The organism is Borrelia hispanica CRI (assembly GCF_000500065.1).
GTDB lineage: Bacteria > Spirochaetota > Spirochaetia > Borreliales > Borreliaceae > Borrelia > Borrelia hispanica.
On the sequence record NZ_AYOU01000163.1, the window covers coordinates 280,128 to 302,855 of the forward strand.

Below are 22,728 nucleotides of genomic sequence, written 5' to 3' on the forward strand. Positions count from 1 at the left end.
TTTGTTTTGTTTTTTGTATATAAAAATATATTATATATTCAATAATACAGATATTAATATACAATATTGCATAGTATAATATATACAATATGTTTCGTGTAAAAATATTAAATTTATATAGTACTTGTTTCAGTATTAAAAAAGTAGCTTTAATGTTTCATATAGCCATTTTTTTAATAAATGCATTTGTTTTAAATGCTCAAGGTATTGTTACTAACAAAGATGCTCAAGAAGAATTTAAATGGGCACTTAATTCTTATAATAATGGGCTTTATGATGATGCTTTATTGTCTTTTAAGAGAGTTTTAAGCTTTGATCCAAGTAATCTTGATTATCATTTTTGGATAGGAAATGTCTATTATAGATTGGGGCATGTTGAAGAAGCTTTGATGGAATGGCGAAATTTGCAATCTCAAGGATATAAATCGGCTTATCTTAGGCAGTTGATATCTATAATTGAACAAAGAAGAGGTATATCCTTAAATAATGAATTTAAAAATATTGAAAAATTCGTTCAAGTTGCGCTTCTTGATAATTCCATTTACAAACGACCAAATGGATATCAAATTACATCTCTAAAGGCCGATCAATATGGTGGTTATTATGCTGTTAATTTTGTAGGAAATGAAATTTTACATTTTGATGCTAATAATAATGTTCATGTTTTAGTTAAGGATGGAATTACTTCTATAAAGTCACCTTATGATGTGATTGAGCTTGATAAGCTTTTATATGTGACACTTTATTCAAATGATGAGATTGGTATATATGATAAGACTTTTGGTATTAAAAAAGGTTCAATTGGGAAGAAAGGTACTGAAGATGGTGAGTTACTTGCTCCTCAATATATAACAGTTGATGAGAGAGATTATATTTATGTTAGTGAATGGGGAAATAAGCGGATCAGTAAATTTGATGCTAAGGGTGGTTTTATTTTGAATTTTGGCATGAAAACGGTTGGATATGCAGGGCTTTTAGGTCCAACAGGTGTTACTTATTTGAATGGAAATATTTATGTTGCTGATGCTCCTAGAAATTCTATTGAAGTATTTGATACTAGTGGTAATCATTTGTATTCTATTGCAACTTCTTTTGAAGGAATAGAAGGTCTTAGTAGTGATTTTGCAGGTAATAGTATTATTATATCTTCAAAATATGGCGTTTATAAATATAGTGTTTCAAGTAAAACCTTTGTTAAGCTTTTAAAAGCAGATAAGATAGATTCGAAAATTTCATCTTCAATTATTGATGTTAATAATCAAATGGTTGTATCAGATTTTGATAATGCTCATATTGCTATTTATAAAAGTGATGTTAGTGTTTATGATAGTTTAAATGTTGATATTCGTAGAGTAATTAGGGCAGGAGGTTCTAAAATTTATGTGGAGCTTAATATTAGCAATAGAAATGGCTTGCCAATTGTGGGTTTAAAGAGTGAAAATTTTGCGGTTGCTAATGAGAGATATTACATTGTAAATCCAAAAATTGCTTATGATATTAATACTTCTAATGATATGAATATTGCAATTGTTTTTGATAAGTCTTTTTCTATGAAAAATTACGAGTCAGAACAAATTATGAGTGTAAATACTCTTATAAAATCTAGAAAGAATAAAAAGTTTAGTTTTATAAATGCGACTAATTTACCTTTGGTAGATAATATTGATAGTTTATTAAGTATGATTCATAAAACAAATTCTCTTGGTGTTTATGATTTAAATGATGTAAAGACAGATGTTAGTCTTAAACTTGCCGGTTCTGAACTTATGTCAAAGAGTGCAAGAAGGGCCGTTATTTATTTTAGTGATGGATCCTTGAATCATGCTGCTTTTAGTAGGTATTCTGTGGATACTATTTTAAGCTATTATAAAAATAATGATATTAGATTTTATTTAATATTGTTTGGAAATAGTCCTATTGAGTCTAAGTTGCAGTATTTAGTAAATGAAACTGGTGGTGCTATTATTCCTTTTTCTTCTTATGAGGGCGTATCAAAAGTTTATGATTTAATGATGAAACAGAAAACAGGGACTTATTTGCTTGAATATGATTATCCAGGTCCTCAAGAACCTAATGGATATTATAATTTGTCTGTCGAAGTAAATTTCAATCAACAAATAGGTAGAGGAGAATTTGCATATTTAATTAATTAAATTTTACTTTATGGAGTTTTATTTATGGCACTTAATGTGGGAATAGTGGGATTGCCTAATGTTGGAAAGTCTACTTTATTTTCATCCTTAACAGCATCAAAATCAGAGATTGCTAATTATCCTTTTTGTACTATTGATCCTAATATAGGAATAGTAGAGGTTCCTGATGAGAGGCTTTTGAAAATTGCTAATTTGGTATCTTCAAAAAAAATAATTCCTGCTGTGATAGAATTTGTTGATATTGCGGGCCTTGTTAGGGGAGCTTCAAAAGGAGAAGGACTTGGTAATAAATTTTTAGCAAATATTCGTGAAGTTTCTATTATTGTTCATGTTGTTAGATGCTTTAAAGATAGAGAAATTATTCATGTTGATGGGGATATAGATCCCCAAAGGGATATAAATACAGTTAATACAGAATTATGTCTTGCAGATCTTGAAACGGTTCAAAAAAGCATTTTAAGAAATGAAAAAAATGCAAAGAGTGTTGATAAAAATATTAGTGAAAATGCAAAGATAATTGTTGCACTTCTTAGAGATCTTGAAAAACATTTGATTAATGTTAGGCCAGCAGTCGAGTTTAAATTTGATGAATTTGGTTATAATTTTGTTAAATCTTTAAATCTTTTGACTATGAAAAATGTTATATATGTTTGCAATGTTGATGAGGATTCACTTTCTGGTAATAAATATACTGATGTTGTTAAAAATATAGCTTTAAGTGAGGGTAATAGTTATTTAATTTTGTGTGCTAAAATTGAGGCAGAACTTGCTGAAATTCAAGACTTAAACGAGCGAAGAGAAATGTTAGAATCTATGGGTATCAAAGAGAGTGGTCTTAATAATTTAATACGTACTTCTTATTATACTTTAGGTTTAAGAACTTATTTTACTGCAGGAGAACAAGAAGTTAGAGCTTGGACTTTTATGGATGGAATGAGAGCACCAGAAGCTGCAGGTATTATTCATAGTGATTTTCAGAGAGGTTTTATTAAAGCAGAGGTGTATTCATTTGATGATTTGATTGAGTTTCAAAGTGTTCATAATTTAAAGGAAAAGGGACGCCTTAGACTTGAGGGAAAAGATTACTTGGTAAGAGATGGTGATATAATTTTATTTAAATTTAATGTTTAAATAAATTAAGATGAATGAATTATTTTTTTATAAAATCAGATTACTTTTTATTTTTTGTCTTAATATAAGCTTTTCTATATATTATATGTTGTTATATAGGAGTAGTTTTAGTATTTTTATTGTTTTTTTAATGTTTATAAATTTTTTTGTAATGGTTTCTTATTTAAGATATTTTTATGAAATTGATTTTAAAGGAAATAAAATTTTTTATAAAAAATTTTATTTTAAAGTTAATTTTGATTTTCATGATATCGTATGGATTGAAAAAAGATTGTTAGATAATATGTTAATTTTAGGTTTGAATAGTGGTATAAAGATAAAAATGTGTTTTTTAAGAAAAGAGTATTTGAGTAGTTTTTTTAAAAAACTCAAACTTATAAGAAGTGATTTATTTATTACAAAGATACAAGAATTGCCAATAAGATATCATGTTTCAGGTACTTATATTTTGATGTGTTTATTTCGTGTTTTAATTAATATTTGTGTTTATTATATTTCCTTTGGTAGTATAATAGTGTTTTCTCTTGTGTTGGTTTTAGGAATTAAGGTTTTAATAAAAGATATTTTGGTGCTTAAAAATTTAGTGATTTTTTATGAATTTAGGCAAAATTCTATTTATGAGAGAAAGCTTTTTTCTGGAAAAGAATATTATTATGAATTTTTTAATAAGATGTTTGTTTATAATTCTGAGTTAACTGGTGATGGATATTTGTCTTTTGTCTATCCTTATAAGAGTATTTTTAAGAAAGTTTACATTAATGATGAGGGAATGTCTTATTCAATGAAAAAAGTATTTGCTTATATTGATAAGTATTGCAATAAGTGTTCCTAGTGTATGATTGACTATATCATAATTAGTTGGTATATTATTTATTATCATGTTTGCTGCATTAAGGAGTTTAATTTGGGCAATAATCCATCAGCATTAAAGCGAGCTCGACAAAATTTGAAGCGAAATTTGAGAAATGTAAGTGTTAAGAGTGAACTTAAGACAATAGAGAAGCGTTGTATAAAACTTATAAAAGACGGAAAGAGAGATGAAGCTTTGGAGTTTTTTAAATTTGTTTCAAAAAAATTAGATACTGCTGCTAGAAAGCGAATAATACATATAAATAAAGCCGCACGTAAAAAGTCAAATTTGAGTATTTTGTTATTACAGTAAGGAACTAGCTTATGTCTTGTTCAAAGAGATCCAAGGTTACTAAATCAGATATTGTTGATCAAATATTTTTAAACATTAAAAATAATAATGAAAAGTTAGAAAAGAAGTATATAAGGCTTGTAGTTGATGCTTTTTTTGAAGAACTTAAAAACAGTCTTTGTGTTAATAATGTTATAGAGTTTAGGTCATTTGGTACATTTGAGCTTAGAAAGAGAAAGGGTCGCCAGAATGCTCGCAATCCTCAAACAGGTGAATATGTGAATGTTGATGATCATCATGTTGCTTATTTTCGTCCAGGAAAAGATTTAAAGGAACGGGTTTGGAGCATTAAAGGATAGTTAATGCCTGTTAATGTTAAGGATTCTTACAAGTGGGATTGTAAGCTTGATTCAAGTTTAATTTTTAGAGGAAAGTTAAAGTTTGAGGGTGCTTTATATCTTGATTCTTCTTTTGAAGGTGAGATTTTTTCAGAAAAAGGAATACTTTTTATAGGTAAAAATAGTAAGGTTATTACTGATGTAGTAATTTGCGATACATTGATAATTGAGGGAATTTTAAAGGGCAATGTTAATGCTAGCAATAAGGTTTATTTAAATAGTGGTTGTAAAATATATGGTGATGTTAAGACAAAAAAGATATTTATTAATGATGATATAGTTTTTGATGGTAAATGTGAAATGATTAAATCTAATGAGAGCATAGATTTGTTTTCTTTTACAGTTTCACAATTAAAAGATACTTTGCAGTGAATTAATGTTATGTTTTATCATTTAATGATTAATTGTTATTTTAAATAGAAATACCCTTCTTAAAAATTTATCTCATAGAGGAGATTATGGATAGAAAATGTGAGGAATTTGATTTAGAGGATGAAATGAAGCGTTTGAATTCTTCTAAAGAATTAAAAATTGAAGATAATAATAAGAAAAAAATAGTTAAAGTTGTTACTAAAAAAGAATCTGTTTCTAGTGCTTCTAGAAATTCTAATATTGATAAATTAAGAGAATCTAATGAGCTTTCTTCTGATTTTGATTATGATATATCAGATCCAGATTTGGAGAGTAGTATTAAGACTCTTGAACAAAGCAATATTATTAATTTTTTAGGTGGTAAGGATTCTATAGTCATTGATACTCTTTATGATAAGCCAATTACTGAGATTAGAAAAGTTGTTGAAGGACTTGGTACTAATCATACTATTGCGGTAACAATGAAAAAGACAGAATTGATATTTTTACTTGTTAAAATATTAACAGAGCATAATATTAATGTTTTATTTACCGGTGTTCTTGATGTTTTAAGTGATGGTTATGGTTTTTTGCGTACAGCATCTAATTCTTATCTATCTGGAGGTAATGATGTTTATGTTTCTCCGTCTCAGATTAGGCTTTTTAATTTAAGAACGGGTGATATTTTGTATGGACAAATTAGATCCCCAAGAGAAGGTGAAAGATTTTTTGCAATGATTAAGATTAAAAGTATTAATGATCAAGATCCTACATTTGCACAAAATAGAATACCTTTTGATAATTTAACACCGTTATATCCTAGTTCAAAATTAGATCTTGAATATGAAAATTGTAATATTTCAACTAGGCTTATTAATTTATTTGCACCTATTGGAAAGGGTCAAAGAGCTTTGATAGTGTCGCCTCCAAAAGCTGGTAAGACTACCTTACTTCAAAAAATAGCTAATGCAATTACTACTAATTATCCAGACATTGTTTTAATGATTTTACTTATTGATGAGAGACCTGAAGAGGTGACTGATATGATTCGTGGTGTTAAGGGTGAGGTAATAGCATCTAATTTTGATGAACAAGCTAGTAGACATGTACAAGTTGCAGAGATGGTCATTGAAAAGGCAAAAAGATTAGTTGAGAATAAAAAAGATGTTGTGATTCTTTTAGATTCAATTACAAGGCTTGCTAGAGCTTATAATCAAACTATGCCAACTTCTGGTAAGATACTCTCAGGGGGTGTTGATTCTAATGCTTTACATAAACCAAAAAGGTTTTTTGGTTCTGCTAGAAATATTGAGGAAGGAGGTAGTCTTACTATTATAGCTACAGCTTTAGTTGATACTGGGAGTAAGATGGATGAAGTTATCTTTGAAGAATTCAAGAGTACTGGTAATATGGAGCTAATACTTGATAGAAGTTTGGCAGATAGAAGACTTTTCCCTGCTATTAATATTAAGAAATCGGGGACAAGGAAAGAAGAATTACTTTTAAGTGAAGAAGAACGTTCTAAAATTTTGCTTATTAGGAAAATTTTAGGTGGTGTTGATGATTATGAAGGAGTTGAAGCTTTAGTTGAAAAGATGAAAAAGAGTAAAAATAATGAGATTTTTTTAAAAACTATGAGTAATGGAGATTAATAAAATTGACTTTGTTAATAATTTAGACTAAACTTTGATTAAATTAAGAGAGGCTTTATGAAAAAAGATATACATCCTGTTAGTAATTTAGTAGTTTTTAAAGATGGTGCTAATGGTGCCATGTTTTTAACAAGATCAACTTTAACTTCAAAAGAAGTAATTAAGTATAGTGATAATAAAGAGTATCCATTAATTACTGTTGAGATTTCAAGTAAGTCACATCCTTTTTATACAGGCCAGCAAAAATTTGTGGATGCTGCAGGTAGAATTGACAAATTTAACAAAAAATATAAAAAGCTTAATTAATATTTTTTTATTTTTTGTTTTTTTAATATATTTTAATATATTTTTTTTACCCTATATTTTTTACCAATAAATGTTTCTATCTTTGTTTTGTCATTTTCATAGATTGTATTGCTAACAAGAGATGTGATGCTATTTTTTTGTTTTAGTTGGTATAGTACTTTTTCAGAGATGTTTTTTATATCTGTGTTTGTTATTTTAAAATAATTATCTCTTATATTTTGTCTTAAATGATCGCTAATATTTAATATTTTTCTTTTATAACTTTGTAGTATTTCTGTGGATTTTGTTTTTACATTTGTATTAAGCCCAATTACTCCTATTAAATATGTATAGATTTCGTCATATTTAATTTCGTTATTAGCTAACTCTTCTAATGATGCTTCAAAAGCCTGGTATGTTTTTATAAAATTTGGATCTCTATATGATGCAAAAGAAAATATTCCATTTGTAATAGATGCAAATGCACCATATGCTCCACCAGTAACCCTTATTTTTTCCCATAATATTCCGCTTTTTAATATATGTGTTAAGAAATTTATTGTTGGATAATCTTTATCTGTTATTCTATAGCTTGCAAAGCTCATAGAATTAAAAGATATCTTTGATGGAATGATCATTATTTCTTTTAATACATTACTTGATGGTTGTATTGTAATTAAATTGTTGCTGTAAATTTTTTCATTTAGATTTTCTTTTAATATAAAGAATTCTGTCTCTAATTTTTTAATAACGTCTTTAGTATTACCTATAAGCAAAGATGATAGATTATTTTTAAGAATAATCTTATTTTTAAGGTTTTCTAAATTATATGCAATTTCTTTTAAAGATTCTATGTCGGTTTTTATTTTATGCCAATATTGTCTTCCTGTAATACCAAACTGAAGTTCTTGTAGATATTTACTTTGACTTAATTTTGATTCTGATCTTGTTGTTGCTAAGATGTGTCCTTGTGGAATGAGTATTGATTTAAAGTCGTTTTTAAGACCTAAGACTATTTCTTTTAATCTATTGTAGTCATGAAAATCTATATTGATTAAAATTTCTTTCATTAATGTAAATGATTCTTGAATTTTATTGTTAAATGATTTGAAATTTATATTAAACAGATTGATCATGTTTCCTTGAATATCTTCTTCATAGCTTTCGTATATATTTAGTTGTCCCAGAGTATTTTGGATTTTGTTATTTAAAGTGATATATGAGTAATTTTTGGTAGACAAATCTTGAATAGCTCTTTTAAGCAACGAGAGATATAAAAAGTCTTCTTTTTGTAAAAAATCTAGTTTAAAAAATAGATATACATTAAATATATTGTTATTTTTCTTTAACTCAAATGTATGTGCCTTAAGTTCGGGAACATAATTTAAAATTAAGCTTTTATCAACTTCTTTTGGTAGGTCTTCTACCTTTAATATAGGAATTTTAGCAATATCAGATTTAAGATCTTTCTTGTTTTGATATTTTTTGAATTGGTTATAATCTTTAATAAATTTTGAGAATTTCTCTGGATTTTTCTTAATATCAATTTCTCTATCCATCAGTTTTTTTTCTATTTGTTCTTCCATTTCTTTAAGTATTTTATCTGACGGGTTGAAATGGATTAGAGTATAGTGATTATTGTTTAGTAGATATTTTTCTATTAAATTTTCAAAATAAGGTTCTCCTCTCTCTAATTTGTTTTTGATTTCATTTAGCTGATAATTAATTTTTAGAGTTTCAGTTGGATGTAGGCCATGTATCCAGCCTTTAAAACTTTTAATCATTAAATTAATAGGCCAACCTTGTCCTTTTTCGTCTTTTAATGAAAATTCATAACCAAATAGAATACCTTGTATTAGTTCTTGTGGAATTTTTACTTTTGCAAGGTTTTTAAGTTCTTGAAAAACTTTTTCTTTGAATTCTTCTATTTTTCCTGGGAGTACATTTTGTAGACCAAATGAAAATATGCATTCTTTTATGTCTGTGTTAATTCCACTAACATCAGCTATTACATCGCCAATTTCGCTTTTGAGCATATTTACAGTAAATTGGCAAGAACTATCTAGAAGAATTTCTGACAAGATTTCAAGACCAATATTTTCTTTAATGTTTTCAATATCACTACATAACCAATTTATTACATATACTCCCAGTGTATTTTCAGTTTCTTTAGGAATATCAAAACTGAGTGTTTTGTGTTGTTTCCATCTTGTGGCTTTGTCTATGTTATAATTGACATTTAATTTTTTATTTGTATAAGGCCTAATTATATATTTTTCAATGAAATTAAGATTTTTATTGGTATCAATATTGCCAAATAAAAATATTTTGCAATTTTCTAATGTATAGTATTTTTTGTAAAATTCAATAAATTCTTCATATGTAAGATCAATAATGTTAATAGGGTTTCCTCCGGAGTCGTATTGGTAAGGACCTTTAGAAAAAAGAGAACTGGTGGAAATTTCATTAATTAAAGAGTTTTTACTTGAATAATTACCTTTCATTTCATTTAAAACAATGCCAGATGGCTTAAAGTTATTTGGATTTATGTTATAACCTTCTTGCATAAAAGCTTCTTTTTTAAGTAAGGGGTTAAAAATGGCATCAGAATATATTTTAAACAAATTAAAGTAATCTTTTTGTATTGTGGATGCTGCTGGATATAGAGTTTTATCAGGAAATGTCATTGCATTTAGAAATGTATTTAGACTGCCTTTCATTAAATATAGAAAGGGATCTTTTATTTTATATTTGTTTGAGCCACAAAAAATTGCGTGTTCAAGAATATGTGCAACACCTGTATTATTGAAAGGAATAGTTTTAAATGCTATTCCAAAGGCATTTTCTTTAAATGTACTATTTTTTAGCTCAAATATTTCCAACCCACTTTCGTGTTTAAAATAAGACCCTTCAGCATTACATTCTTCTAAATAAGTTTTTGAGATTAAGTTAAACAATTTTTTTTTCTTCATTGATAATTGATTTTATCCTTGTTTAATATATTTTTTTGATTCTTCTTCGCTAAATTCAAAAATATTTTCTGTATGATCTGTTGCCTCCAAATTAAATACAAAAAGTGGAAATTTTATTATTATTTTTTTATCTTTAAAATAAATTATTGCTTGTTGTAAATCAAATAGTAATTCATTTTGATATGTTGTTGTAATTTTTTCTTTGATTTTGTGAGTAAAATATGGAAATGCTTCCTCTATATTAATAATTTCATCTATGTTATAGATATAATCTCCATTACTGTTAATATAGTAGCTTCTATGATTTGTGATATATGTATTATTAATTTCCTGAGAGGTATTTATTATTATTGTGTGAATACCGTATCCATAGTAAATCTCATAATCTATCTTTAAGCTTGGTTTTTGAGAATTTTGACTAGTGTTTTGAGTTGCACTTTCTAAGTTGGAAACTATCTCATTTGCATAGTTTTCAATATCATCATTTAGTGATTTTGCATTGTTACTTTCTGTTGTTTGAGTTATTATTTTTGGTATTCTAATTTTATATTTTAAAAATTCGCTTTCTTTTTCTGCTGAAATAGATTGAATTATTATTTCATTTTTTTCGTTATAAAGCGTATCAATATCATTGAAACTGATTTTTTTTGATTTTTTCATACATCCTAATAAAGTTATCAGTAAGGACATTAAAATTAAAACTTTTTGGGTTGTTGGTGATTTTATCATAAAGATATTTTTCTCCATATATAAAGTTTTTATGTTATTGTTATCAAGTATTATATAATACTTATTATACTAATTAATATAATTTATTTTTCATTATTTTATTTTAATTATCTTTGATTAATTTATTATATTGGGAGTTTGTTGATGCTTGATCTGAAGTTTATAAGAGATAATTTGGAACTTGTTCGGGAGAATATTAAAAATAGAGGATTAAAATTAGAACTTGATTTGTTAATTTCATTTGATGATGAACGCAGAAAACTTATTACAAAGATAGATGAATTGAAGGCTTTAAGGAATGAAAATGCTAATGCCATGAAAAACAATATTGATGATTCTAGTAGGCATCATTTAATAGAAAAGGGCAAAGCTTTAAAAGCTGAAATTATGGATTTAGAAGAAAGGTTGGGTTATTTAACATCTAGACTTTTAGTTGAACATAAAAGAATTCCAAATATTTCTGCTCCTGATGTTCCTATTGGTGGCAGTGAGGATGAAAATGTTGTATTAAAAGTATCAGGAAATATTCCAAAATTCGATTTTAAGCCAAAAGATCATTTAGAGATAGGTATACATTTGGATCTTTTTGATTTTGAAAAGGCACGTGAAGTTAGTGGAAATAAATTTTATTATCTTAAAAATGAAGCTGTTTTTTTGGAACTTGCAATGATTAATTTTGCCTTTAGTAAACTTAAAGCAAAGGGATTTGATTTATTTATTACACCTGATGTTGCAAGGGAATTTATAGTTGATGGGATTGGATTTAATCCACGTGGTGTTGAGAGTAATATTTATAAAATTGAGGATACAGATAAATATCTTGTTGGTACGGCTGAGATTACCCTTGGTGGGTATTATTATAATACTATATTGGATCTCAAATCACCATTAAAAATGGCAGGACTTTCACATTGTTTTCGCAAAGAGGCTGGGGCATCTGGACAATTTTCTAAAGGACTCTATAGAGTTCATCAATTTAGTAAAGTTGAAATGTTTTGTTTTTGTAGAGGTGAAGATTCTGATCGTATTCACAATGAATTTTTGGAATTAGAAGAAGAAATTTTTACAGAACTTGAAATTCCATATAGAGTTTTAAATGTTTGTTCTTCTGATCTTGGTGCTCCAGCTTATAAAAAGTACGATATTGAAGCTTGGATGCCAGGTAGAGGAGAAAATGGCGATTATGGAGAGGTTACTTCAACGTCAAATTGTACAGATTATCAGTCAAGACGCCTTAAGATTAGGTATAAAGAGGATGGGCAGAATAAATTTGTACATATGATAAATGGAACAGCAATAGCTTCTACTAGAACTCTTATTGCTATACTTGAAAATTTTCAAGATTCAAAAGGAGGGGTTCGTATACCTAAGAGTTTGGTTAAGTATACAGGTTTTGATTATATATCTCCTAAGAATTAGAGCTTAGGGTGTCTTCGCTTAGGTGTTCAATTGCATTTAAGAGAATTTCATGGTTTTTAAGATTTTGATTAAAAGGTGCAGTTAAGGCTTGTCTGAATTTACGGGCATTTTTTTGAGAATATATCACTCTCATTATATGTTTTAGTATAGTGTGAATTGCTGGATTTCCATTGTATTCTTTGATATATTCCACCATTTGAAGTAGTATTTCTTTTCTTGTTGGAATTTGTTCTTTTTCTTCTAAAAATTCTCTTGAAATTTTTGCAATAAAATACGGGTTTTGTGCGGCAGCTCTTCCAATCATTACAGAATCTACATATGATAAGTGTGTTTCTATATGATTGCTATTGATAATTCCTCCATTTATTTCTATAAATGTGTTTTTGTATTCTTTTTTTAGTTGATACACAAAATCATGTTTTAGTTTTGGAATATTATGATTATCTTCAGGGGAGTATCCATTTAATATAGCTATTCGTGCGTGAACAATAAAATTTTTGATTCCATGTTCTATAATTTTGTCTACAAATTGCTTGAGTTCTGTGTAGGTTTCTTCTTGGTATTCTTTTTTATTATGTCTTATTCCTATCCTATGTTTTATTGAAACTGGCTTGTTTGTATTTTTTTGCATGGCTTTTAGGATTTTTCCTACTTGAATTGGGTGTTGCATTAAACAAGCCCCATAATTTACCTTTTGAATACGAGATGATGGGCATCCAACGTTAAGATTATATTCGTCAAAATTAAAATTTTTTTCAAGAATTTCTATTGCTTTTGCAGCATCATTTTCACAATTTGTTGCTATTTGAATTGCTATTGGAGAGTCATTGGGATTTTGTTTGACAATTTTATTTAATTCCCCCATGATAATTGATTTTGCAGAAATCATTGGAGTATATAGAGTAATTTTTTTTGATAATAATCTTATTATGTATCTAAAATGTTCATCTGTAATTGCTACCATTGGTGCTATTGATATTTTCCTGTTTATTAACATAGCATAATATGCTAGAATAAATTGTTTAATTTGACAATATTGTTTTATAAGAATTAAGAGGCAGGATGTATGTTTCTAGAAAAAATGTTAATTTCATTATTGTTTATACTAGTGCTATTAGCATCGTTTATTATATCTAGTGGTATAAAGGGTATTGGTGTCAAAAATGCAAATTACATTACTGTTAAAGGATTGAGTGAAAGAGAAGTGTCATCAACTTTTTCAAGTTGGAGTTTAAATTATGAATTGGGTGGCAATAGTGTAGAAGAGATTAATAAGTTAAATAATGCTAATTTATTGAAAATAAAGGATTTTTTTGTGAATTATGGGTTTCGTGAAGATGAGATAGATATGCTTAATATGAGTCTTAATATTGCAAATTATCGTGATACTCTTTACAAGTATAATGCTTATGTCTCCTTAGGTGTTCGTACTGCAGATGTTGATAAAATGGAGAGAGCAAGTAAAAATATCACTGAACTTTACAATAAAGGAGTACTTTTAAATAGTAATCTTGGTCCAAGGTATTATTTTGACAAGATTAATGATGTTAAGCCTGATATGTTAGCAGATTCTATTAAAAATGCTTATTCGGCAGCATTAGAGTTTGCACAGCATTCAGGTGTTGCTTTGGGTAAAGTGAAAACAGCAAATCAAGGGTATTTTGAGTTTATTCCAATTGATAGAAGTGATGAAGATCATGCTCGTTATTCAAAGAAGATATTAAGGGTAGTTACTACAGTTTCTTATTATTTAGATTAATTTATTCAAAGGAATAGTGATGGAATTTTTATATTCTAATAAAGAAAGTGATTTAAAGAATAAGTTTTTTGAGTTTTTTTTAAATAATGTTAATCAAAGTGATTTTACTAGTATTGGAATTTGCGGTGGCCGCAATATTATTTCTTTTCTTAATGTTTTTGATGAGCAAAATTATTCTCTCAAGAAATCTCATTTTTTCTTAACCGATGAGCGTTGTGTTGATTTAGATAGCAATTATAGTAATTTTAAACTTTTAAGTGAAAATTTTTTTTCTAAAATGGTGGAGAAAAATTTGGTCTGTGGTTCAAATTTACATCCTTTTATTTACAATGAATTTGATGAGACGTCTTCTATTTATAATTATAATATTGAATTTAATTCTAGGTTCACAAGATTAGATTTAAGTATTTTATCTGTTGGTGAGGATGGTCATATTGCATCTATCTTTCCTTCAAAGAAGCTTTTATTTTCTGAAATGGAAGGATATCAATATGAGTATGATTCACCAAAACTTCCAAATAAAAGAATTAGTTTAACCCCTAAATCTTTATTTGCTTCTAAAGCATCTGTATTGTTTTTTATTGGGAACGAAAAAAGAAGTGCTTTAGAAAATTTTTTAAGTTCAGATATTTCTTTGCGGGAATGTCCAGCTAGGATTTTTAAAGACCATTCACATTTATTAGTTCTTACAAATATTGAGAGGGTCTATGCAGGATCCTAGACTGTCCAAATATCAAGATGTAAAAAATTTGGGAGTAAAGACCTTTCAAAATATTGGAAATAATAAACATATTAAGAGTAAAGGGTCGTATGATGATTTAGGTGATGCTGAGATACAAGGCTCAATTCTGAAATCCTGGGTTAATTTGGTAAAAAAAAGAAAAAAAGATAGTCAAAGTAAATTCAATGTGTCCAGTAAAGGAGTGGAAAAGCCAGGGTTCATTCGTAGAGAGAGTAAAATATCTAAAATAGCAAAGTATTTTTTAGCTATTGGTCTTGAAAAATCAGCAGAGATTATGGCTGAACTTGATGATGCAGATATCATTGCTATTACTAGAGAAATTACAAAGATTAGATATATTACTCCTGATGATAAGAAACGAATTATTAGAGAGTTTGAAGAGTTGATTAGAAGTGAAAAAAAATATTTCAAAATTGACGATAAGTTTGCCTATGAACTATTAAATAAATCTTTGACTAAAACGCAAGCAAAGGAAATTTATAAAAAAGTTACAGGTATTGATCCTTTTTTGCCTTTTGATTATTTGTCTGGCATTGAAAATGAGCAGCTTTGGGCTTTAATTAGGAATGAAAATGTTCAAACACTTTTAGTTATATATGGTTATTTGACTAAAGAACAAAAAAAATATGTTTTTTCTATGTTAGAAATGGATGTTAAAAAAATTTTTATTAAAACTCTTGCTAAACCAAGACAGTTGAATGTGGATATTATTGAGGTTATCTCTAATAGATTAAAGGATAGATTAAAAATTCAAGGTAAGCTTAGGACTGAAAAACTTGATGGCTCTAAGATACTTGTTGATATTTTAAGTTATATGGATTTTGAAGATGAAAAAAATCTTTTAAGTAATATTGATATGAAGGTTTTCAATCCTGTTAAAGATATTGAAATTAAAGAAAAAATATTTGATATTAATGTGATACTTAGAATTACGGATAATGATATGCATAATATTTTAAGAGAGTTTAAAAACCATGATATTGCAATGATTATTAAGGATAAAAGTGATGAGATTAGAAATAAAATTCTTTTTAATATTTCAAGGAGACGTAAAGAACTTGTCTTAGAAGAAGAATCCTTTTTAAAAAGGGTAAGGAAAAAAGATGTAAAGGCAATGACTGCGTCTTTTGTTAATTATATTAAAGAGTTGACTTTGAAAGGTGAGTTGACTATTTATAGAAAGAATGAGGAGTTTGTTTAGTGAAACTTGATGAGCTACGTGCAAAATATATAGACTTTTTTAAAAGTAAGGGACATTGTGAGATTGCAGGTAAATCTTTAATTCCTGATAATGATTCTACAGTTCTTTTTAATACGGCTGGCATGCAGCCCCTTGTACCTTATTTGCTTGGAGAGATTCATCCATCTGGAGATATGTTAGTTGATGTTCAAAAATGTTTAAGAACAGGAGATATTGATGAGGTTGGAGATTTAAGTCATTTGACTTTTTTTGAGATGCTTGGAAATTGGTCTCTTGGCTCTTATTTTAAAGAGCTTTCTGTAGAATATAGTTTTGAATTTTTAACTTCACCTCATTATTTAAATATTTCAAAAGATAAACTTTATGTCAGTGTATTTGAAGGTGATAAAGATATTCCTAGAGATACAAAGACAGCTGATATTTGGGAAAAACTTGGAATTTCTAGAGATAGAATATTTTATCTCTCAAGAGAGCATAATTTTTGGGGTCCTGTTGGGAATATAGGTCCTTGTGGTCCAGATACCGAGATATTTGTTGATACAGGCATAGACAAATGTTCTAATACGTGTGATATTACTTGTTCTTGTGGCAAATATTTTGAGATTTGGAATAATGTTTTTATGCAATATAACAAGGATAATAATGGTAATTATGAAGAATTAAAGAGGAAATGTGTAGATACAGGTATGGGTATTGAGAGGACAATTACATTTTTACAGGGAAAATCTTCAGTTTATGATACTGATGCATTTAGACCTATAATCAAACAGATAGAAGAAATTTCTGGTAAGGTTTATGGGGATAATTTAGAAGATGATAAGGCTATTAGAATCATTGCTGATCATATTAAGGCCAGTTGTTTTATTTTAGCTGATAATTTTTCAGTTCTCCCATCTAATATAGGACAAGGTTATGTTTTAAGAAGGCTTATTAGAAGAGCTATTAGATATGCAAAAAAACTTGGTATGGAATCTCATTGTTTATCAGATCTTGTTGATTCTGTTGAAGACATTTATAAGTCTTTTTATAAAGAGATAACAGAAAAAAAAGATTTTATTAAGAATGAATTGAATATGGAAGAAGAAAAATTTTTTAAGACTTTGCGTTATGGCGAACAAGAATTTATTAAGTTGATCGATCAGTTATCATCAAAATTAATTCCAGGTGATATTTCTTTTAAACTTTATGATACTTATGGTTTTCCTTATGAAATTACAGAAGAACTTGCAATTGAATATGGGTTTAGTATGGATAGGGAGGGTTTTGAAGAACATTTTAAAAAACATCAAGAAGTGTCTAAGAAGGGAAGTGATAAGATATTTAAAGGTGGACTTGCAGATTGTTCATATGAGACTACTAAATTGCATACAGCCACTCATTTACTTCATAAGGCTCTTCAATTGGTGCTAGGTGATCATGTAAGACAAAAGGGTAGTAATATTACTTCTCAGAGATTAAGATTTGATTTTAGTCATCCTTGTAAAATGACAGATGATGAGATAAAAAAGGTTGAGGATATTGTTAATTTACAAATAAAAAATAAATTGTCTGTAAAGAAATCTATAATGAGTTTGGAGGATGCTTTGGTTAAAGGGGCTATGGCTTTATTTGGTGAGAAATATGAAGATATTGTAAGTGTATATGAAATAGATGGTTTTTCAATTGAAGTTTGCGGTGGTCCTCATGTTAGTAATACCAGTGAGCTTGGCACTTTTAAGATACAAAAAGAACAAGCTTCTTCATCAGGAATAAGGAGAATAAGGGCAATTTTGATATGATAATATAAAAATTATGGAGGATACTTTATGTTTAAGCATTTGTGTGATTATTTATTAACCCTTCATCCTATTTTTTTAGGGTTTTTGGGGTCTGTTTTTACTTGGTTTACCACTGCTTTTGGAGCAGCTGCTGTTTTTTGTTTTAGGCGAGTCAATAATAAAATAATGGATGCTATGCTTGGATTTTCGGCAGGAATTATGATTGCTGCTAGTTTTTTTTCACTTATTAAACCAGCAATAGAGATGGCAGAAGAGCTTGGTTATGTTACTTGGGTACCTGCAGTTTGCGGTTTTCTTTGTGGTGCATTTTTTATATATATTGTAGATGTCTTTGTGCCAGATCTTGAAAATTTAACATTTATTGATGAAGATTTAACCAGACATGGAAAGAAGGATTTTTTGCTTTTTACAGCTGTAACTTTACATAACTTTCCTGAAGGACTTGCTGTTGGTGTTGCTTTTGGTGCGCTAGCATCTTCTCCTGATCTTCATACTTTAGTTGGAGCTATGATTCTTACATTGGGAATTGGTATTCAAAATATACCAGAAGGTGCAGCTATTTCTTTGCCTTTAAGAAGAGGTCATGTTCCTTTATGGAAGTGTTTTAATTATGGACAAATGTCAGGATTGGTGGAAATTATTGGAGGCTTTTTGGGTTCTTATGCTGTTTATACTTTTACTAGAATTTTACCCTTTGCTTTATCCTTTTCTGCAGGTGCAATGATTTATGTCTCAATTGAACAATTAATACCTGAGGCTAAAAGGAAAGATATTGATAATAAGATCCCGACCATATTTGGAGTTATTGGGTTTTCTTTAATGATGTTTCTTGATGTTTCTTTGGGTTAATTTAGCCAAATTTCCCGGTGATATATTCTTCTGTTTTAATATTTTTAGGATTGAAGAATAATTCATCTGTTTTGCTTTCTTCTTCAATGTATCCATTTAAGAAGAAAGCTGTTCTGTCAGATATTCTTCCAGCTTGTTGCATATTATGAGTTACTATTATGATAGTATAACTTTCTTTTAGATTTATTATTAATTCTTCAATTTTGCCTGTTGATATTGGATCAAGAGCGGAGGTAGGTTCATCCATTAGTATTACATTTGGTTCTATTGCAAGGGTTCTTGCAATACAGAGTCTTTGTTGTTGTCCTCCTGAAAGACTTAGTGCATTTCTGTTAAGTTTGTCTTTCACTTCATTCCATAATGCGGATTTAATTAAAGATTTTTCAACTATTTCATCAAGCTTTTTTTTATCTTTGATTCCATGAATTTTGGGGCCATAACTTATGTTGTCATAAACTGACATTAAGAATGGATTGGGAGTTTGAAAAACCATTCCTATTTTTCTTCTAAGTTCTAAGACATCAAAGTTATTTGAATAAATGCTTTTACCTTCATACATAACTTTTCCTTCTATTTTAACTCCTTCAACAAGGTCATTCATTCTATTAAGTGTTCTGAGGAAAGTTGATTTACCACAACCTGATGGACCTATTAATGCAGTGATGCTATTTCTTAATATTGATATATTAATGTTACTTAATGCTTTAAAATCTGTATAAAATAAATTTAAATTTTCTGTTTGAATGATAGCTTTGTCTTGGTTCATTTGCTAAATCCTATATAATTTGTTAATTAAAAATTTTGATATTAAATTTATTGATAATATTATTATTATGAGTATTGATGCTGTTGCAAATCCTTTATCTAAATATCCCTCTTGAAATAGTAATAATAGGTGTACGGTTAAACTTCTTGAAGGTTCGTTTAAAGCGCTTGCAAGGCCCAAGTTTGTTCCCATTGTAAAGAGAAGTACAGCAGTCTCCCCAAGAGCACGTCCTATTGCAAGGACTATTCCTGTTAATATTCCTGGATTAGCAGCGGGTAATAAAATTTTAATTATAGTTTCTGTTTTATTAGCGCCAAGTGCAAACGATGCGTATTTGTATGATTTTGGAATTGATTTTAGTGATTCTTCTGTTGTTTTGACAATCATTGGTAATATCATTAAAGAACTTGTGATTGCTCCTGAGAGTATTCCCATTCCAAAAATTGGAACAAAAAAGATAAGTCCAAAGAGTCCAAATATAATGGCAGGAATGGATGATAAGATATCAACGCTCATAGATACTGTTTTATAGAATACTTTGTTTGAAGTATATTCTGCAAGCATTATTCCCGTACCAATTCCTATTAAAATTGAAATTATTGCTGTAAGTAGTATGACATAAAATGTATTTAAGATTAAATAAGAAATACCTCCATATTTTCCAGAATTTCTTGGTGTAGATAATATGAAATTTAAATTTAATGGCATGCTTTTTTTTATATCATATAATTTTAAAAAAGGTGCATCATTTTTGTAAAAGTAATGCCAGGGTACAATTGCAATTGTACCCTCATTTTTTTCCACTATTTTTATTGCATTTGGATCATAGTCTGAGTATTTTATGATATTCAATTTGATATCTTTAGATATTAAGTCATTCCAATTTGCTTTTCCTATGAGTAATTTTTTGATTTGCTTAAGGTTTATCATGTCAATAATTTCATTTTCACTTTTTTGTAATGTTTTTTTACCTACTAGAATTGATATGGATCTGATTCTTAGTGATTGAATTTTTGGATATTTTTTAAAATCTAATTTTTCAAGATCATCTTTAGTTAGGTATCCAATAGCACCATCTGTTTGATTTATAGTTTTTATCATATCTTCACTTGATTCTACGAGTTTTATATATCTGTTATTGAATTTATTGTTTTTGGTAAGAGTTTGTAGTATTACTTCATTTGACATATTTGGTTTAGAGCTTGCAATTGGTACTATATCAAGATTTTGGTCTGAGATACTACCCCAATGTGAGATCTTGTTATTGTATATGTTATAAATGTCTTGAGTAGTAATTTCGTCAATTTTAATGCTTTTATTGATTATGAATGCTATTTTGACTGTATTATTATTTGATTTAAATGGTAAGAAATGTGTTGTTTCATCTAAGAATAATGATTCTTTTTTGCTTGTAAAGAATAGTGAATTGTATACTATGTAGGATATTATAAATAACAGTAATGTTATTAAAAAATAAGCAATAAATTTGATTATGCAAAATGCAATTTGATTAAATAGTTTATTCATTTGAATTTTTTTCACTTAATTTTTAGCCTTTTGGATGAAGATAGAATCAAATGTTTAATTGAATTTGTTATTATGACTAATGATAGTAATACCAATGCTGTTGAAAATAGAGCTTCTTTATGAGTTCCAGATGCATATCCCATGTCTATTGCAATGTTTACTGTTAGTGTTCTAATGGGTGAGAAAATATTTTTTATAAATAGGGGTGAACCACCACCAACCATTAAAACAGCTATTGTCTCACCAATTGCTCTTCCTATTGCTAGTATTACTCCTGCTAGAATGCCTTTACTAGCTGAAGGAATCATTACTTTGTATATTGTTTGCCAATCTGTTGCAGCCAGTGCAAGAGATGCTAATTTATATGATTTGGGGACAGTTTTAAGAGATGTATATGAAACACTAATTATTGTTGGGAGTATCATTATACTTAAAACTATTATTGAAGTTATTAGATTATATCCTAAATTATCTTCTCTTATAAAAGTATTTTTTATAAGAGAAGATATAAATGTGCTTCCAAAAAATCCATATACTACACTTGGAATGCCTGCTAAGAGTTCTATGATCGTTTGCAATGTTTTTTGGTAGATACCTTTAGTTTTCTCAGACAAATAGATTGCAAATCCAAGGCCAATTGGTAGTGCAATTGCAACAGAAAAAAATGTTGTTAAAGCTGAATTGATAATAAAAGATAAAATACCATAAGATTTTTGTATTTTACTGGTAGGATTCCAATCTGTACTGAATAAAAAATTTAAAATATTAATTTTATTGTTCAAAAAAGGTGTTATTCCATTTTTAATAATAAATAAGATTAATAATAATATTATTAGAGTACTAATTGTTGCGGATGCAAAAATAAAGCAGTTAAAAACTAATCTAACAATATTTCTTTTTGTTTTTAGAGTTAATTGCATTCTTTAAAAGAGTTCCCCTATAGAAAGAAATTGAATCTTGATAAGATTATATTTAATTTAAATACTTAGTCAAATTTTTCATAGTATTAATTATTTTCAGTTGTATTGACCTTTATAAACCCTTGTTCTTCAATGATGTCTTGTCCACTTGGACTTAATATAAAATTGATGAAATCAAGTGTATTTTGATCCTCAGAAATATTGTTTGTTATTGCTATTATTTTTCTCTTTATATCATATTTATCCTTTATTATTGTTTCTTTTGTAGGATATATGCTGTTTATTGATAATGTATGCAGGCCTTTTTCTATTGCACCTCTTGCATATCCAAAGCTAATATAACCAATTGAATTAGGTGTAAGACTTATTTTTTCAATTACTTCTCCATTGGATTTTACGATAATGCTATCTTTTCTAAATTGGGCTTCTTCAAGATTTTTCAATATTTTTTCAAGAACTAGTTCTTTGATAGATGAATATGAACCTGATGAAGAATCTCTGTTTATAAAGTTAATTTTCGCATCAGGACCTCCAACTTGTTTCCAATTACGGATATTGCCATTTAAAATTTTTACTAGATCTTCTTCTGTGATGTTTGTGATCTTGACATCAGGACTTGTAATAAATATTAGAGCATCATAAGCAATAATTGTGACTTTTGCTCCCTGAGCAATTTCTTCTTCAGTTGCATCTCTTGAAGAAATTGCCATTTGATAAATACCATCGAATAATCCTTTAATACCTACACTGCTACCTTGAGCATCATAAGTTACTTTAAGTTGATCGTTGATTTTTTGGTATTTTAAAATCATTTCATCCATAATAGAAGTTGTTGAAGTAGAGCCACCAATTGCGATGACATTTTCTTTGTTTTTGGTACAATTGTTAAATAAAAAAGCTAGCGAAATAGTAAAGAGTATTTTGATAACCTGCATTAAATTAACTCCTTTTACAA

At 28.1% G+C, this 22,728-nt stretch carries 21 protein-coding genes; 14 read left to right on the forward strand and 7 right to left on the reverse strand.

Annotated elements, in window-relative coordinates; genetic code table 11:
- Positions 1–152 precede the first annotated feature (152 nt).
- From U880_RS0108265 to U880_RS0108300, 8 genes are all read left to right on the forward strand, one after another.
- On the forward strand, positions 153–2,153 hold the full coding sequence (locus tag U880_RS0108265) for a tetratricopeptide repeat protein (protein ID WP_200862219.1): 2,001 nt from the start codon (positions 153–155) through the stop codon (positions 2,151–2,153).
- A 24-nt stretch (positions 2,154–2,177) separates the two neighbouring features.
- Positions 2,178–3,284, forward strand: a complete 1,107-nt coding sequence (gene ychF / locus U880_RS0108270) for a redox-regulated ATPase YchF (protein ID WP_024655564.1) — start codon at positions 2,178–2,180, stop codon at positions 3,282–3,284.
- A 130-nt stretch (positions 3,285–3,414) separates the two neighbouring features.
- The gene (locus U880_RS0108275; RefSeq protein WP_235048049.1) at positions 3,415–4,116 is read left to right on the forward strand and encodes a hypothetical protein; all 702 of its coding nucleotides are present in this window, start codon (positions 3,415–3,417) and stop codon (positions 4,114–4,116) included.
- A gap of 72 nt (positions 4,117–4,188) precedes the next feature.
- A complete protein-coding gene (rpsT, locus tag U880_RS0108280; RefSeq protein WP_024655566.1) occupies positions 4,189–4,446 on the forward strand; it encodes a 30S ribosomal protein S20 in 258 nt (85 codons plus the stop codon).
- An 11-nt stretch (positions 4,447–4,457) separates the two neighbouring features.
- Positions 4,458–4,784, forward strand: a complete 327-nt coding sequence (locus U880_RS0108285; protein WP_012537997.1) for an HU family DNA-binding protein — start codon at positions 4,458–4,460, stop codon at positions 4,782–4,784.
- A 3-nt stretch (positions 4,785–4,787) separates the two neighbouring features.
- Positions 4,788–5,195: a bactofilin family protein gene (locus U880_RS0108290; RefSeq protein WP_014696112.1), complete on the forward strand. Its 408-nt coding sequence runs from the start codon at positions 4,788–4,790 to the stop codon at positions 5,193–5,195.
- Positions 5,196–5,281: 86 nt separating this feature from the next.
- Positions 5,282–6,826, forward strand: a complete 1,545-nt coding sequence (gene rho, locus U880_RS0108295) for a transcription termination factor Rho (protein ID WP_024655567.1) — start codon at positions 5,282–5,284, stop codon at positions 6,824–6,826.
- A gap of 57 nt (positions 6,827–6,883) precedes the next feature.
- Complete coding sequence (locus tag U880_RS0108300; RefSeq protein WP_024655568.1) at positions 6,884–7,132, forward strand: type B 50S ribosomal protein L31; 249 nt, start codon at positions 6,884–6,886, stop codon at positions 7,130–7,132.
- Between the two features lie 32 nt (positions 7,133–7,164).
- Here U880_RS0108300 and U880_RS0108305 read toward each other — a convergent pair whose 3' ends face one another.
- Both U880_RS0108305 and U880_RS0108310 read right to left on the reverse strand, forming a co-directional pair.
- On the reverse strand, positions 7,165–10,083 hold the full coding sequence (locus U880_RS0108305; RefSeq protein WP_024655569.1) for an insulinase family protein: 2,919 nt from the start codon (positions 10,081–10,083) through the stop codon (positions 7,165–7,167).
- A gap of 12 nt (positions 10,084–10,095) precedes the next feature.
- Positions 10,096–10,743: a hypothetical protein gene (locus tag U880_RS0108310; RefSeq protein ID WP_407637752.1), complete on the reverse strand. Its 648-nt coding sequence runs from the start codon at positions 10,741–10,743 to the stop codon at positions 10,096–10,098.
- Between the two features lie 213 nt (positions 10,744–10,956).
- Here U880_RS0108310 and serS point away from each other — a divergent pair, with 213 nt between their 5' ends.
- On the forward strand, positions 10,957–12,231 hold the full coding sequence (gene serS, locus U880_RS0108315) for a serine--tRNA ligase (protein WP_024655571.1): 1,275 nt from the start codon (positions 10,957–10,959) through the stop codon (positions 12,229–12,231).
- Here the strand turns inward: serS and dusA are convergent.
- Complete coding sequence (gene dusA / locus U880_RS0108320; RefSeq protein ID WP_024655572.1) at positions 12,221–13,228, reverse strand: tRNA dihydrouridine(20/20a) synthase DusA; 1,008 nt, start codon at positions 13,226–13,228, stop codon at positions 12,221–12,223. The two genes, serS and dusA, sit on opposite strands and share 11 nt — an antisense overlap.
- Positions 13,229–13,297: 69 nt before the next feature.
- Here dusA and U880_RS0108325 point away from each other — a divergent pair, with 69 nt between their 5' ends.
- From U880_RS0108325 to U880_RS0108345, 5 genes are read left to right on the forward strand one after another with little or no spacing between them, the layout of a single operon-like run.
- Positions 13,298–13,990, forward strand: a complete 693-nt coding sequence (locus tag U880_RS0108325; RefSeq protein WP_024655573.1) for an SIMPL domain-containing protein — start codon at positions 13,298–13,300, stop codon at positions 13,988–13,990.
- 19 nt (positions 13,991–14,009) lie between these two features.
- Positions 14,010–14,711 carry a 6-phosphogluconolactonase gene (locus U880_RS0108330; RefSeq protein ID WP_024655574.1) on the forward strand — a complete coding sequence of 234 codons (702 nt, stop codon included), beginning with the start codon at positions 14,010–14,012 and terminating at the stop codon, positions 14,709–14,711.
- Positions 14,698–15,933 carry a flagellar motor switch protein FliG gene (locus U880_RS0108335; RefSeq protein ID WP_024655575.1) on the forward strand — a complete coding sequence of 412 codons (1,236 nt, stop codon included), beginning with the start codon at positions 14,698–14,700 and terminating at the stop codon, positions 15,931–15,933. Before U880_RS0108330 ends, U880_RS0108335 begins: the two co-directional genes overlap by 14 nt.
- Entirely contained in the window at positions 15,933–17,711 is a 1,779-nt protein-coding gene (locus U880_RS0108340) for an alanine--tRNA ligase (protein WP_024655576.1), read from the forward strand. The genes U880_RS0108335 and U880_RS0108340 overlap by 1 nt, the downstream gene beginning before the upstream one ends.
- Positions 17,712–17,738: 27 nt before the next feature.
- Complete coding sequence (locus U880_RS0108345) at positions 17,739–18,560, forward strand: ZIP family metal transporter (RefSeq protein ID WP_024655577.1); 822 nt, start codon at positions 17,739–17,741, stop codon at positions 18,558–18,560.
- A 1-nt stretch (position 18,561) separates the two neighbouring features.
- On the opposite strand, the gene pstB is transcribed toward U880_RS0108345, so the two are convergent.
- From pstB to U880_RS0108365, 4 genes are all read right to left on the reverse strand, one after another.
- On the reverse strand, positions 18,562–19,326 hold the full coding sequence (pstB, locus tag U880_RS0108350) for a phosphate ABC transporter ATP-binding protein PstB (protein ID WP_012537984.1): 765 nt from the start codon (positions 19,324–19,326) through the stop codon (positions 18,562–18,564).
- 3 nt (positions 19,327–19,329) lie between these two features.
- A complete protein-coding gene (gene pstA / locus U880_RS0108355; protein ID WP_024655578.1) occupies positions 19,330–20,868 on the reverse strand; it encodes a phosphate ABC transporter permease PstA in 1,539 nt (512 codons plus the stop codon).
- Positions 20,865–21,773: a phosphate ABC transporter permease subunit PstC gene (pstC, locus tag U880_RS0108360; protein ID WP_024655579.1), complete on the reverse strand. Its 909-nt coding sequence runs from the start codon at positions 21,771–21,773 to the stop codon at positions 20,865–20,867. The genes pstA and pstC overlap by 4 nt, the downstream gene beginning before the upstream one ends.
- Before the next feature lie 86 nt (positions 21,774–21,859).
- Entirely contained in the window at positions 21,860–22,708 is an 849-nt protein-coding gene (locus tag U880_RS0108365; protein WP_200862217.1) for a substrate-binding domain-containing protein, read from the reverse strand.
- Positions 22,709–22,728: the final 20 nt, after the last annotated feature.

What these genes read in the sequence shown, in the direction of transcription:
- U880_RS0108265 (WP_200862219.1), top strand. Translation starts at nt 153, where the DNA reads ATGTTTCATATAGCCATTTTTTTAATAAATGCATTTGTTTTAAATGCT.
- ychF (WP_024655564.1), top strand. Translation starts at nt 2,178, where the DNA reads ATGGCACTTAATGTGGGAATAGTGGGATTGCCTAATGTTGGAAAGTCT.
- U880_RS0108275 (WP_235048049.1), top strand. Translation starts at nt 3,415, where the DNA reads ATGTTTATAAATTTTTTTGTAATGGTTTCTTATTTAAGATATTTTTAT.
- U880_RS0108285 (WP_012537997.1), top strand. Translation starts at nt 4,458, where the DNA reads ATGTCTTGTTCAAAGAGATCCAAGGTTACTAAATCAGATATTGTTGAT.
- U880_RS0108290 (WP_014696112.1), top strand. Translation starts at nt 4,788, where the DNA reads ATGCCTGTTAATGTTAAGGATTCTTACAAGTGGGATTGTAAGCTTGAT.
- rho (WP_024655567.1), top strand. Translation starts at nt 5,282, where the DNA reads ATGGATAGAAAATGTGAGGAATTTGATTTAGAGGATGAAATGAAGCGT.
- U880_RS0108300 (WP_024655568.1), top strand. Translation starts at nt 6,884, where the DNA reads ATGAAAAAAGATATACATCCTGTTAGTAATTTAGTAGTTTTTAAAGAT.
- U880_RS0108305 (WP_024655569.1), bottom strand. Translation starts at nt 10,083, where the DNA reads ATGAAGAAAAAAAAATTGTTTAACTTAATCTCAAAAACTTATTTAGAA.
- U880_RS0108310 (WP_407637752.1), bottom strand. Translation starts at nt 10,743, where the DNA reads ATGAAAAAATCAAAAAAAATCAGTTTCAATGATATTGATACGCTTTAT.
- serS (WP_024655571.1), top strand. Translation starts at nt 10,957, where the DNA reads ATGCTTGATCTGAAGTTTATAAGAGATAATTTGGAACTTGTTCGGGAG.
- dusA (WP_024655572.1), bottom strand. Translation starts at nt 13,228, where the DNA reads ATGTTAATAAACAGGAAAATATCAATAGCACCAATGGTAGCAATTACA.
- U880_RS0108325 (WP_024655573.1), top strand. Translation starts at nt 13,298, where the DNA reads ATGTTTCTAGAAAAAATGTTAATTTCATTATTGTTTATACTAGTGCTA.
- U880_RS0108330 (WP_024655574.1), top strand. Translation starts at nt 14,010, where the DNA reads ATGGAATTTTTATATTCTAATAAAGAAAGTGATTTAAAGAATAAGTTT.
- U880_RS0108335 (WP_024655575.1), top strand. Translation starts at nt 14,698, where the DNA reads ATGCAGGATCCTAGACTGTCCAAATATCAAGATGTAAAAAATTTGGGA.
- U880_RS0108345 (WP_024655577.1), top strand. Translation starts at nt 17,739, where the DNA reads ATGTTTAAGCATTTGTGTGATTATTTATTAACCCTTCATCCTATTTTT.
- pstB (WP_012537984.1), bottom strand. Translation starts at nt 19,326, where the DNA reads ATGAACCAAGACAAAGCTATCATTCAAACAGAAAATTTAAATTTATTT.
- pstC (WP_024655579.1), bottom strand. Translation starts at nt 21,773, where the DNA reads ATGCAATTAACTCTAAAAACAAAAAGAAATATTGTTAGATTAGTTTTT.
- U880_RS0108365 (WP_200862217.1), bottom strand. Translation starts at nt 22,708, where the DNA reads ATGCAGGTTATCAAAATACTCTTTACTATTTCGCTAGCTTTTTTATTT.